The 11,929-nt window shown below is 73.2% G+C and carries 11 protein-coding genes; 4 read left to right on the forward strand and 7 right to left on the reverse strand.

What is annotated here, in order from left to right; all coding sequences use genetic code 11:
• Nucleotides 1–147: 147 nt before the first annotated feature.
• Together M4D82_RS14250 and M4D82_RS14255 are read left to right on the forward strand one after the other, a co-directional pair.
• Nucleotides 148–1,317, forward strand: a complete 1,170-nt coding sequence (locus tag M4D82_RS14250) for a low temperature requirement protein A (RefSeq protein WP_249766403.1) — start codon at nt 148–150, stop codon at nt 1,315–1,317.
• Nucleotides 1,318–1,506: 189 nt separating this feature from the next.
• Entirely contained in the window at nt 1,507–2,784 is a 1,278-nt protein-coding gene (locus M4D82_RS14255; RefSeq protein ID WP_249766404.1) for a cytochrome P450, read from the forward strand.
• A 118-nt stretch (nt 2,785–2,902) separates the two neighbouring features.
• Here the strand turns inward: M4D82_RS14255 and M4D82_RS14260 are convergent, their stop codons facing one another.
• Nucleotides 2,903–3,397 (reverse strand): DUF5949 family protein, encoded by a 495-nt coding sequence (locus M4D82_RS14260; protein ID WP_249766405.1) that lies wholly within the window; start codon nt 3,395–3,397, stop codon nt 2,903–2,905.
• 57 nt (nt 3,398–3,454) lie between these two features.
• On the reverse strand, nt 3,455–4,078 hold the full coding sequence (locus M4D82_RS14265; protein ID WP_249766406.1) for a DUF4352 domain-containing protein: 624 nt from the start codon (nt 4,076–4,078) through the stop codon (nt 3,455–3,457).
• Nucleotides 4,079–4,290: 212 nt separating this feature from the next.
• Between M4D82_RS14265 and M4D82_RS14270 the strand changes: the two genes are divergently transcribed.
• Nucleotides 4,291–4,743, forward strand: coding sequence for a DUF6299 family protein (locus M4D82_RS14270; RefSeq protein WP_249766407.1), 453 nt, complete (start codon nt 4,291–4,293; stop codon nt 4,741–4,743).
• 82 nt (nt 4,744–4,825) lie between these two features.
• On the opposite strand, the gene M4D82_RS14275 is transcribed toward M4D82_RS14270, so the two are convergent.
• The 5 genes from M4D82_RS14275 to M4D82_RS14295 all read right to left on the reverse strand — a co-directional run bounded on the left by M4D82_RS14275 (nt 4,826) and on the right by M4D82_RS14295 (nt 10,148).
• Complete coding sequence (locus tag M4D82_RS14275; RefSeq protein WP_249766408.1) at nt 4,826–4,993, reverse strand: hypothetical protein; 168 nt, start codon at nt 4,991–4,993, stop codon at nt 4,826–4,828.
• A gap of 53 nt (nt 4,994–5,046) precedes the next feature.
• Nucleotides 5,047–7,089, reverse strand: coding sequence for a SpoIIE family protein phosphatase (locus M4D82_RS14280; protein WP_249766409.1), 2,043 nt, complete (start codon nt 7,087–7,089; stop codon nt 5,047–5,049).
• A 123-nt stretch (nt 7,090–7,212) separates the two neighbouring features.
• On the reverse strand, nt 7,213–7,467 hold the full coding sequence (locus tag M4D82_RS14285; RefSeq protein ID WP_249766410.1) for a hypothetical protein: 255 nt from the start codon (nt 7,465–7,467) through the stop codon (nt 7,213–7,215).
• 24 nt (nt 7,468–7,491) lie between these two features.
• Entirely contained in the window at nt 7,492–8,775 is a 1,284-nt protein-coding gene (locus tag M4D82_RS14290) for an NAD(P)-binding domain-containing protein (protein ID WP_249771801.1), read from the reverse strand.
• A 335-nt stretch (nt 8,776–9,110) separates the two neighbouring features.
• Entirely contained in the window at nt 9,111–10,148 is a 1,038-nt protein-coding gene (locus M4D82_RS14295; RefSeq protein ID WP_249766411.1) for a carboxylate--amine ligase, read from the reverse strand.
• A 294-nt stretch (nt 10,149–10,442) separates the two neighbouring features.
• Here M4D82_RS14295 and M4D82_RS14300 point away from each other — a divergent pair, with 294 nt between their 5' ends.
• Entirely contained in the window at nt 10,443–11,927 is a 1,485-nt protein-coding gene (locus M4D82_RS14300) for a glycoside hydrolase family 26 protein (RefSeq protein ID WP_249766412.1), read from the forward strand.
• The last annotated feature ends 2 nt before the right edge of the window (nt 11,928–11,929 follow it).

Consider the following 11,929-nt stretch of genomic DNA (forward strand, 5'->3'; position numbering starts at 1 on the left):
ATGGTTACTCCGAACAGGACCCGAGACCGGGGCGGGATGGGGGGCGGGGCGCGGGAGGAGGGTGGTACGAGTCCGCCCGGGGCATGCGGGTGTTCCGAGCCGCGCGCCTCGCCTTCCGGGGCCTCGGGCACTGGTGTGCTGGGCGGTATGACGTACGTACCGATGACCGCCCGCAGCCGCGACGAGGAACACCGGGCGGCGACCCCGCTGGAGCTGTTCTTCGATCTCTGCTTCGTCGTCGCGATCGCGCAGGCCGGTCAGCGCCTGGTGCACGCGCTGGCGGAGGGGCATCCGGGGACCGGGGTGATCGGCTACGCGTTCGTGTTCTTCGGCGTGTGGTGGGCGTGGATGAACTTCACGTGGTTCGCCTCCGCCTACGACTGCGACGACGTGCCGTACCGGATCGCGACGCTCGTCCAGATCGCCGGAGTGCTCGTCTACGCGGCCGGCGTGAGCCGCGCCTTCGACGAGAACGACTGGACGGTGGCCGTCATCGGCTACCTGATCATGCGCGTCGCGTTGACCGCCCAGTGGTTGCGGGCGGCGGCCGGGGAGAGTGGCGGCGCCCGTACGGCCGCGCTGACGTACGCGGCGGGACTGGTGCTCTGTCAGGCGGGCTGGGTGGCGTTGCTGTTCGCGCCGGACGACCTCAAGCGGTGGCTGTTCCTTGTGCTGGTCTGCGCGGAGCTGTCGGTGCCGGTGATCGCGGAACGGCACCACCAGACGCCGTGGCACGCCCACCACATCGTGGAGCGCTACGGACTGTTCACGATCATCGTGCTCGGCGAGACGATCGCGGCGAGCACCGTGGCGGTGAAGTCGGCGCTGGACGAGCACGAGGCCTTGGGCGAGCTGTTGCCGATCGCCGCCGGCGGGCTGCTGATCGTCTTCGCCGCGTGGTGGATCTACTTCGCGGTGCCGATGCACGAGCGGCTGAACACCAACCGGGAAGCCATCCCGTGGGGCTACGGCCACCTGCTGATCTTCGCCTCGGGTGCGGCGATCGGCGCGGGCATCGAGGTCGCCGTCGAGCACGCGGTGGGCAAGGCGCACATCTCGCTGATCGCCGCGAACGCCGCCGTCACCGTCCCGTCGGCCGTGTTCCTGCTGGTGGTGTGGCTGCTGCATTCGCGGCACTTCAAGCGGGGCCCCGCCCAGCAGTTGGTCCTGCCGGTGTCCGCGCTCGCGCTGCTGGCCTGTACCTGGGCGGGTGCCTACGCCGTGTCGTACGCGGGGCTGGTGGCGACGGCCGCCGTCGTGGTGGGGACGGCCCTGTCGGTACGGGAGCCGGCCGGACACGCCCTCGCCGGGCACTGACGCCGGCCGGACTGCGCTCCCGGCTCCGCACGGACTTCGCGCGGGCCGTCACCCCCGCACCGCCCCCGCCGTTCTCCAGCGCAGAACGCCACGGAGCCCACGTACACCACCACACGACGGACACGATGGCCACGACGGACGCTACGGAGCCGACGTGGCGACGGCGAGCGACAGAAGGAAGCACCCCGTATGACACTCCCGGCCCAGCGACACGTCACCGCCACCGGCGGGGAGCCCGGCCCCGGCAGGGAACTGGCCGAGCCGGGTTTCTGGCAGCGGCCGCCCGCCGACCGGCTGGCCGCCTTCGCCCGGCTGCGCGCCCTCGACTCCCCGGTGTTCGTCCCGGAGGGCTCCGGGCACTGGGCCCTCGTCCGGCACGCGGACGTACAGGAGGCGAGCCGCCTGCCGAAGGTGTTCGCGAGCGCGCCCGGCGTCACCACGCCCGAGCCGGCTCGTTGGGTGCGGGCGTTGTTCGGGGACTCGATGGTGAACCTGGACGGCCCCGATCACGCTCAGCTGCGCAAGATCGTGCAGCGGGCGTTCACGCCCCGGCTGTTGGCCGCGGCGGAGGCGGACATCCACGCGGTCGCGGCCCGGATCGTGGACGACGTCCTGGCGGAGCGGCCCGACGAGTTCGTCTCGGCAGTGGCCTCCCGGCTGCCCTTGGAGGTCATCTGCAACATGATGGGCATCCCCGAGCGCTACCGGGCGGAGATCGCCGACCGGGTCGACCACGCCTCGGAGAACATCGGCGTCGAGCGCCGGCTGGCGTCCCGGCTGCGGATGCCCGGACGCGGCCTGCGGGCGCTGGCCCGGATGCAGCGGATGGTCGCGGGCATCGGCCGGGAGCGGCGCAGGAATCCCACCGACGACCTGATCTCCGCCCTGGTGTGCGCGAACGTGGACGGGCAGGCGCTGGGAGCGCGCCAACTGGGGGCGTTCTTCAGCCTGCTGATGGTGGCGGGCGTCGAGACCACCCGGAACGCGATCACGCACGGGCTGACGCTGCTCACCGACTTCCCCGACCAACGGGACCTGTTGCTGTCGGACTTCGAGAAGTACGCCGACGGCGCCGTCGACGAGATGATCCGGCACTCGACGCCGATCATCCAGTTCCGCCGGACCGTGGCCGCCGAACACACCCTGGGCGGCCGGCTGTTCCACCCCGGCGAGAAGGTGGTGCTGTACTACGCCTCCGCCAACCGTGACGAGGCCGTCTTCCCCGATCCGGACGCCTTCGTCATCACCCGCTCCCCCAACCCCCACCTGGGTTTCGGCGGGGGTGGCCCGCACTTCTGCCTGGGCGCGCACCTGGCCCGGGTGGAGATGAAGGCGCTGTTTCGGGAGTTGCTGACCCGGCCGGTGGGGTTGCGTGCGGTGGGGCTGCCGGATCTGGCGGGGTCCAACTTCGACAACCGGGTCCGCTCGCTGCGGTTCGCCTTCGAGCAGCCCGCCGGCCGACCCTGACCGCCGCCACCCTGACCGCCAGACCGGCGGTCGCCCCCGACCGCCCCCGGCAGCCGAACCGGCCACCGGGCAGGCTGGGGGCCCGGCGGCCGGAGGTAGTGGGGCGCGCGCCGCGCCGCTACTTCTGCAGGCTCTGCACCGTGACGAGGCAGTGGGCGCAGTCGTTCAGCACCGCCTCGTCACCGGCGAAGTCCCGCAGGGCCTCCTCCGTCACGGGCTGTCCGGGCACGGCCTCGGGCCAGGCGCGCGTGGAGAACAGGAAGTACGCCCGGCCGCTCTCCCGGGCCGCCTCGACCCACTCGTCCGGCGCGGTGCAGGTCACGTTCAGGCCGGGGAGGGTCAGCGCGACCTGGTTGTCGGCGAGGACGACCTTCACCTGGAACTTGTGCGGGTTGGCGGTGCCGTTCTCGACCACCTCGCCGATGCGCAGGCCCATCTCCCCCAGCAGGCCGCGCACGGCCTCCTCCGAGCCCTGCGGGCCCTGCGGCCCGTCGCCGAGCGGATAGGCGAGGAGATACGGCATGTCGTGGCCGGCGGAGGGGTCGCCGATCCAGGCGAGCACGGAAAGGGTGCCGAGCTGGGAACGGTCGGTCTCGGCTTGTGTTGAAGTCATGCGCCGCACCTTAGTGGCCCTTCGCCCGACCCTTTCACGGCCTTTCACCCGGGCGGGCTACACCGCCCAGAATCCACCTCCGGAATTCGCCTGCATGTTCGCGTCCTGGTATTGGAGGCGGGCGACGCGCACGTTTTCCGGGATTTCGAACACGACCCATCCTTCGGCCCGCTCACCGACCTCGAGGGAATCGAAGACGAGCGGTTTGCCGGTGGTCAGTTCCCCGGTGCGCGCCGCGGGGTGGCGTTTGCCCGCGGTGTCGTACGCCCACATGCGCCCGAGCGCCCCGTACGAGGCCCCGCCGACGTTGACGAACGACATCGAGGCGGCCACCCAGCGCTTGCCGGCGGGCGGGGCGAAGTTCTTCTCCACACTGACGGCCGGGTCCACGAACGCGACCAGCACCACCTGGAGGTGACGGCCCAGCTGCCGCCCCCGCACCCGTACGGAGTCGCCCACATGGGCGTCCTTCGAGGCGCTCCGCGCCCGCTCCCCGTCGGGGGCGGCCGGGTCCTCCTCCACGCCGGGCGCCGCGTCGTCGACCGGGACGGCGGGCACGGCGGCGGGGGCGACGGCCGCGCCCTCGGACGAGCCGGAACAGCCCGTGGCGCCGAACAGCAGGGCGGGCAGCAGGACGGGCAGGACCGCGGCGGAGGCGAAAGCGGAAACGGACTGACGCATACGGGAACCCCTTCGGGGATCTTCGGGGCGGAAATCAGGGGGATGGTGCGGGCCAGTCTCACGCGCCCGAGCGGGGAATTGCACACACCGACACGAGCCCGCGCGGCCAATCACCGCGCGACTGCCACCACAATGCGTTGCGACGGGTTCCGCCGGCGAATTCCGTCACCCCCACACACGGCGGCTCGACACCGCGTCAACCTGGAGGAACCATGACCGTTTCCGTATCCCGACTCGCCTTCGCGGCGCTTTCCGCGGTGGCCGCGGCCGCCGTTCTCACCACCCCGGCGGGGGCGGCCGCGTACGGAAATGAGATTTCCGTACGGAAAGACGCCCACATCAATCCGGACGACACGATCACCCTTTTCGGTACCTACCGGTGCGCACCGACGTCACCCGTGGGGTCGGTTCAGGTCTCGGTGACCGTGATCCAGGACGGGACCCGGCTCACCTTCGCCGGCGACGAGGCGGCGCGGTGCGACGGCGAGCGGCACGACTGGACGGCCTCCGGCGGGCTGCGCATGACGCCCGGCTTCCACCCGGGCGCGGCCGGCGCGGAGGTGCGTCTGCAGCGGGCCGGTGTCTCGGGCAGCGGCCTGGTCCCGACCTCGGTGCACGTCTCCCACCTCGCCGAGAGCCGTCAGGACATCGAGGTCTACGGCTGAGAGGTCCCCGGCTGACAGCCGCAGGGCCACGGCTGACGGCCGTCGAGCCACGGGTTGCCCACCCGGAATCCGGTAGCCGCCGCTACCGGCACTCGGGGGCGACGTCCGTCATCGACATGAACGCCACCGTCTGGCATCCGGGATGCGCGTGCGGCCGGCCCGCCGTCCGGTCGACGTCCTTCGGCACCACGGCCACCAGCAGCAGCGCCGCCAGCAGACCCGTGACCGCGCCCCAGGAGATCCTTTCCATGGGCGCATCATCACCCCACCCCGGCCACCCCACAACCGGGAGCGACCAAACGGTCACTCCATGCCGCGCGGCGAGCCACCGACGTCGAACTCGCACCAGACGGCCTTCCCGTCACCCCGCGACTCCACGCCCCAGTGCGTGGCCAGGGCGTCCACCAGCAGCAGCCCGCGCCCGGTCGTCGCCGCCTCGCCGGGCGTGCGCCTACGGGGCCACACGCTGGAGCGGTCCTTGACCCACAGCCGGATCCGCCGCACCGGCTCGGGCAGCACCTCCATGGTCAACACCGCCCCGCCGTCGGTGTGCAGCAGGGCGTTGACCAGCAGCTCACCGGCCGCCAGCTCGACGTCGTCGGCCAGTTCGGGCATGCCCCAGTCGCGCAGGGCCTGCCGCAGGGCGTAGCGGGCCTCCGACAGCCCCTCGGGGTCCGCCTGGTGGACGTACTGGTGGATGCGCGGCGCGCGGTGGGTGCCCGGGTCGGGGGCGCGGCGCAGGACGAGCAGGGCCACGTCGTCGCCGGAGCCCCAGCGTTCCCAGAGGCGGTCGGAGAGGTGGTCGGCGAGCGCCCCGGCCTCCTGGGGGCCGCTGCGCACCGCGTGGGCCAGGGCGTCCATGCCGACGGTGATGATGGTGCCGGGTTCCTCGACGAGCCCGTCGGTGCACAGCACGAGCGTCTCGCCGGGCACCAGGTCGAGGCGGGTCTCGGGGAACTCCTCCTGTTCGAAGACGGAGGCGAGCCCCAGCGGCAGTCCGCCGCGCACGTTGGGCCAGCCGGTACGCCCGTCCGTGTGCCGGATGAGCGGGCCGAGGTGGCCCGCGCGGACGGCCCGTACGCCGCCGGTTTCCAGGTCGACCTGGGCATACATGCAGGTGGCGAAGCGTTCGGTGTCGAGTTCGGCGAGGAAGCGGGAGGCGCGGGCCAGGACGGTGGACGGCGGGTGGCCCTCGCCCGCGTAGGCGCGCAGGGCGATGCGGAGCTGGCCCATGATGGCGGCCGCGTGGGTGTCGTGGCCCTGGACGTCGCCCACGACGATGCCGACGCGGTCGCGGGGCAGGGCGATGACGTCGTACCAGTCGCCGCCGACCTCGCGCCCGCTCCAGGCGGAGTGGTAGCGGACGGCGATCTCGCCACCGTGGATGTCGGGGATGCGGCGCGGCAGCATGGCGGCCTGGAGGCCGGTCGCGAACTCGCGTTCCTGGTCGAAGAGGAGGGCCCGTTGGAGGGACTGGGCGACGATGCCGGCGAGGCCGAGGCAGAGGTTGCGTTCCTCGGGGCTGAACTCGCTGCGCCGCCGGTAGAAGAGCACGAGGCCGCCGATGGCCTTGGCCTGGGCGATCAGCGGCAGGTAGGCGGCGGCGTCGAAGCGGATGCGCAGCAGGTAGTCGGCGAGCAGCGGGAACTCGTCGGCGAGTTCGGTCAGGGAGGTGGCGAAACGTGCCTTCCTGGTGATCACGGCCTGCGACAGCGGCAGCGATCCGTCCAGTCGGGTGAAGCGGCGCTCGCTCAGGATCTCCAGGGATTCCCCGCTCAACGCGATGATCTTGATGGCGCCGTTCTCCACGAGCCCCAGCGCCAGGCCGTCGGCGCCGAGCCGCTCCAGCGCGCCCGCGCCGGTCAGGGCGGCCGTCACGTCGTCGACGGTGACCGCCCGCGAGAGCGCCTCGGTGGTGCGCTGCACGATGGTGGCCTGCTGGGCGCGGGCCGACTCCAGTTTGCGCAGCACGGTGGCGTGGGCGAGTTCGGCCGTCGCGTCGCGCACGATGCCGACGATCCGGCGCGCACGCCCGTCGGGTTCGCGCAGGATCCGGCCCTGGGTGTGGGTCCACTGGTCGTTGCCGTCGCGCCGGCGCACCGTGAAATAGGAGCCGTACGTGTGCCCGCCGCCGTCGATGACCCCGGCGATCGTGTCGCCCAGACGGGCCGCGTCGTCGGCGGGGATCCGCAGGCCGAGGCCCTCGGGGGTCCGGTCGAAATGCTCCGGGTCCAGGTCGAAGACGGCCATCCCGGCCTCGTCCAGGTCCAGGGTCCCGGCGTCGAGGTCCCACTCGAAACTGCCCATGCCGGTGAGCGCGAGCCGCTCACCGGGCCCGGTCGACAACCCGGAGCCGCCCTGCGCGGAACCGCCCTGCGCGGGACCATCCGGCGCGGGACCCTCCGGCGCGGGCTTGTCGGGAAGGTTCCCCGGTCTGTCGTGCCGCCCACCTGCCACCGGTCACACCACCTAACGGCCGGGCCAGCACGGCTGGGAGATCAACCGCTCCCACTCCTCGTCAGGATGCCCCGGCAGGGTGCGCCCGGCCTCCCGCCAGCGCTTGACGAGGGACAGGTAGATCGAGGCCTGATCGCCGGACCCGAAGGAACCGAACGGTCCCGGCCCGGACGCGGCGGCCGCGGCCGGCCGCGCCGGGGACTGCTCCGCACGGCTGGCGGGGATGCGCACCCAGCCACGGCCGCCCTGTGCTCGCTCCGCGCCCATCGCGGACCCCTCTCACGGTGGATGTCAGCGTAGAAACGTCTTCGGATTCGGTTGCCCGGCGGCGGTCCGGTCACACCGGGCGCCGGCGGCGGAGCCCGAAAGCTGCCCCTGGGCACCGAGGCGCCTACGGACTCCCTTCACCAGTCTCCCCGCCGTGAACCCCGCACCGTGCACGAATCGCATGGAAGGGCCGAATGAGGGAGCCGTCAGCAGCCCCGCGAAGAACAGGCCCGGCCACGACGACTCGAAACCGGGCCCCAGCTCCGGCGTCCCCCCGTCCCCTACGGTGACCAGCGCGGCCCGCAGCCCGGCGTCAAGCAGCGCCAGCCGGCGCAGGTCCGCGGCGAAACCGGTGGCGGCGATGACGTGCGCGGCGTCCAGGACGACGGACTCCCCCGCCGGGGTGGTCAGCGCGAGCCGGGTCCGCCCGCCGTCGGCCGCCATCGCCCGCTGGAGCCGGTGCCCCAGCAGCGCGGGCACCCGCCCCTCGAAGCGCTCCCGCAGCCACCACGCCCCGGCGGGCCCCAGCGCCGTGGCGGCGATCCGCTCCCGCTGCGCCGCCGGCAGCCGCCGCACCGCCCACGGCAGCCGGGACCACGCCCAGCTGCGCCAGCCGGTGCCGAGCCCGCTGTGCGGGTCGCGCAGGGCGTGCAGCGGGGGCCGCCGCAGGGGCTGCGGGACGGTGTTCCAGTTCAGCCGCGACCGCCGGGCCACCAACGTCGGCCGGGCCCCCGACTCGGCGAGCAGGGTGGCCGTCTCCAGCGCGGCCTGCCCGGCCCCCAGGACGGCCACCTCCCGCCCGGCGAAGCGGGTCAGGTCCCGATGGCCGCTGCTGTGCGACCAGTGCCCCGGGGGCAGCTCGCCCAGCACATCGGGGGTGTGCGTGAACGGCATCACCCCGACGGCCAGCGCGACCGTCCGGGTCAGCAACGGGGGCCCCTCGGCGGTGCGCACGAGGAAGCCCTCGCCCTGCGGGGTGACCTCGGTGACGGTCACCTCCTCGACCTCCGGGGTGGCCCGCGAGGCGAACCAGAGCCCGTACGCGCTGAACGTGCCGATCGGCAGCGGTTCGCCGTGCTCGGCGCGTTCCCCGCGCGTGGCGCAGAACTCGGCGAGCGTGTGCCGGCCCCCGGGCGCGGAGAGGTTCGAGGCCCACGGCTCCGACTTGAGGTACATGCCCTCGGGCATGTGGTCGCGCCAGGAGGCCATGGGCCGGCCGAGCAGCCGCACCCCGATCCCGGCCGCGGCCGCGTGCGCGGCGATCGACAGCCCGTACGGGCCCGCGCCGACCACCACGAGATCGTCCATCCGCGTCACGGGTCTTCCTCCAGCTCGCTGCTCACCGTCCGGACGACGTGCTTCACCGGGCCACCAGTTCGTCCGGCTCCGCCGGGCGGGACGCCCCCGGGCCCGGCACCCGGTCCTGCCCGTACGCCGGCCCGCGTACCGGCCCTTCCCCGTCGCGTGGGCGCGGGGTGCGCGCCGCGCGGGGGGTGCGCCGCCCCTGCGCGGGCACGCCCCGCAGGACGCGCGCCCTTGCCGAATCCGCGCCCCAGGAACGCGCCGAGCATCGCCAGGAACGGCGCGAGGTCGTCGGCGGCGAACCAGGCCGTCTCCTCCGCCCCCGCCGCACCGCCGACGCCTCACCGAACGCCTCCCCGAAACCCCCGGACGGCCCCGGACGGCCCGCCGGACGGCCCGTCGGACGCCCGTACGGGTACCCGCGCGCCCGGCTCCGGCCGCGGGCCGCGCGGCAGGGCCCGCCCGCGTACCGCCGCGAGCAGCGCGTAGTTCTCCGCGACGAAGACCCGCCCCGGGCCGCCGGAGGCCCGCGGGACCCGTTGGCCCGTCAGGTCCAGGTACATCGCCTGGACGACGTCCAGCCCGGAGTCGTCCGTGAACAGCCGGAACTGCGCGCCCGGCCGGGGGTTGAAGTCCACCAGCCGGAACGTGCCCCGTTCGTCGCGGCGGAAGTCGAGGTCGAGGATCCCCTGGTAGCCGAGCCGTTCGGCGAGCCGCAGCCCGGCCTCCTCCACCGCCGCGTCCGGCAGCCAGCGCCCCACCGCCGTCAGCCCCGTGCGCAACGGCCAGGACAGTTCCTTGCGGCCGGACCCGGCGAGCAGCGGGCGCCCGCCCCGGGTGAAGGCTCCGTGGAAGAACCGGTCGGTGTCCGCACCGGCGGGCAGGAACCGCTGGAGCAGCAGCCGGCTGCGCGCCTCGGCGGAGCGCTCGTAGAGTCCCCGCGCCTCGGCGGCGCTGTGGACGAGGGTGGTGCTGCGCAGTCCGACGCCGGCGGGCAGCAGCCACGGCCGGCTCCACTTGGCCACCACCGGCAGGCCCAGCCGCCAGGCGGCCTCCGCCGCCTCGGCGCCGCTCGCCGGGATCAGAGTCTCCGGGTGTGGGACGCCCCAGCGCGCGCACAGCCGCGACAGCTCGGCCTTGTCCGCCACCCGGGCGGGCAGGTTGTCGGGCTGATGGGGGATCCGGAAACGGCCCGTCAGCGTCTCCGCGACCCGGGACACGGCGATGGCGCCCATGTCGTCCATGGCGACGAGCACGGCGGGCCGACCGATCCGTTCGGAGACCGCGGTGAGGCACTCCGACAACGCCTCGGGGGCCTCCGGGTCGAGCCCGCCGGCCGGCCCGGGATGCACCGCGCGCAGGTACCGCGAACATCCCACGGGACCTCCCCCGGCTTCGACGACGGCATGGACCTCCACGCCCCTGCGTCCGAGGGATCTGACGGCGCCGAGGGTTCCGTGGTGGAACGGATTCCGGTCGAGTCTGAGCAGAACAGCGGGCACATGGCCGTCGAACGCGTGCATGGGAACGGTGTCTTTCACCTAGTCGGACCAAGCGGGATGGATGCGCACCTGCTAATGGCCTACGCAGCGGCCACCGGGCAGGCCATTCGTCAGATCTGATGCCTAACGTCTTGGGAAAGCACACCGGTTCGGGAAGTCCCGGGAGACGCCATGTTCAGACCACGTCGCCGACTGGCGAGCGCCTGCGTCGGTACCGTCACGGCCGGCATCCTGGCGACCGGCGCCGCCCTCGCGGCGCCGGAGGAGGAGGCACGCGCCGGCTCCGACATCGCCATGGGCGCCTTCCTCGACTCCGGTACCGCCGGCGTCACCCGCATCCCGCACCTGTCGAACTGGCTGGGCGGCAAGGAGATCCGGGTCGGGCACACCTATCTGCCGGGCGACGTGTGGCCCGCCATCGAGGGCAACGTCAACTTCCTGGCGTCCTGGGCCGCCTGGCGCCAGGGCCGCGACGACCGGATGTTCGTCCTCAACGTGCCCATGCAGGCCCGCAACGAGGGCCGGGTGCCCGACTACCAGGTCGCCCAGCTGATCCGGGCCGGCGCGGAGGGCCAGTACGACCACCACTTCCGCCGCCTCGCCGAGCGACTGGTGTCGCTGGGCGTGCCGGACACGGTGATCGTGCTCGGCTGGGAGATGAACGGCACCACCTACACCCACCGCTGTGGGCCCGACCCGGAGAACTGGAAGGCGTACTGGAAGCGCGTCGTCAACACGATGCGCGACGTACCCGGCCAGCGGTTCAAATTCGATTTCGCGCCCAGCCGGGGCACGGACAACATCGCCTGGACCAGGTGCTACCCGGGTGACGACGTCGTCGACATCATCGGCATGGATTCGTACGACCAGGCTCCCGGCCGCACCTTCGACGAGCAGGCCACCCAGCCGTACGGGCTCCAGGCGCAGGTCGACTTCGCGAAAGCACACGGCAAGCCGATCTCGTACCCGGAGTGGGGGCTGTTCCGCCACGGGGACAACCCGGAGTACGTGCGGCGGATGCTGAAGTGGATCGAGCAGCACAAGCCGATCTACCACACCATCACCGACTACTGCCCGCACGGCGTCTGGCAGTGCAAGGCCAACCCGGAGTCGTCGAAGGTCTTCCGCGAGGCACTGACCCCGGAGGCGGCCGTCGAACCGACGCCGGTCGTCCCGACCCCGCCGGTCGTCCCCACGCCACCGACGGTCCCGACGCCGCAGATCCCCACGCCTCAGATCCCAACGCCGCAGATCCCCAGGCCGCAGATCCCGACCCCCCAGGTCCCGACGCCCGATCTGCCGACGCCCACGCCGACCCCGATGCCGGAGCCCCCCGTCGACCCGGGCCCCGAGGTCCCCGTCCCGCCCGTCGAACCCCTGCCGGACCCCGAGCCGTCGCTCCACCCGACCCCGGAGCCGACGCCCGACCCGACGCCCACTCCGCTGCCCCAGCCCGACCTGCCCCAGCCGAACCTGCCGAAGCCCACGGCCCCGCCCCAGCCGCCGAGCCCGCCGAACCCGCCCCAGCCGCCCACCAACAGCAACCAGTGGTGCATGCCGCTCAACTTCGGCGAGTGGCTCTCCAAGCTGGTCGGCCACAAGGCCGTCTGCTTCACGTTCGACTGGGGCAAGGGCACCGGCTTCTGGCCCTTCTAGAC

The sequence above is a fragment of the Streptomyces sp. RerS4 genome (assembly GCF_023515955.1).
GTDB lineage: Bacteria > Actinomycetota > Actinomycetes > Streptomycetales > Streptomycetaceae > Streptomyces.

Bases quoted from the DNA above. Each gene is read 5' to 3' on its own strand.
- M4D82_RS14255 (WP_249766404.1), top strand. From the start codon at position 1,507: ATGACACTCCCGGCCCAGCGACACGTCACCGCCACCGGCGGGGAGCCC.
- M4D82_RS14265 (WP_249766406.1), bottom strand. From the start codon at position 4,078: ATGCGTCAGTCCGTTTCCGCTTTCGCCTCCGCCGCGGTCCTGCCCGTC.
- M4D82_RS14270 (WP_249766407.1), top strand. From the start codon at position 4,291: ATGACCGTTTCCGTATCCCGACTCGCCTTCGCGGCGCTTTCCGCGGTG.
- M4D82_RS14285 (WP_249766410.1), bottom strand. From the start codon at position 7,467: ATGGGCGCGGAGCGAGCACAGGGCGGCCGTGGCTGGGTGCGCATCCCC.
- M4D82_RS14275 (WP_249766408.1), bottom strand. From the start codon at position 4,993: ATGGAAAGGATCTCCTGGGGCGCGGTCACGGGTCTGCTGGCGGCGCTG.
- M4D82_RS14300 (WP_249766412.1), top strand. From the start codon at position 10,443: ATGTTCAGACCACGTCGCCGACTGGCGAGCGCCTGCGTCGGTACCGTC.
- M4D82_RS14260 (WP_249766405.1), bottom strand. From the start codon at position 3,397: ATGACTTCAACACAAGCCGAGACCGACCGTTCCCAGCTCGGCACCCTT.
- M4D82_RS14290 (WP_249771801.1), bottom strand. From the start codon at position 8,775: ATGGACGATCTCGTGGTGGTCGGCGCGGGCCCGTACGGGCTGTCGATC.
- M4D82_RS14250 (WP_249766403.1), top strand. From the start codon at position 148: ATGACGTACGTACCGATGACCGCCCGCAGCCGCGACGAGGAACACCGG.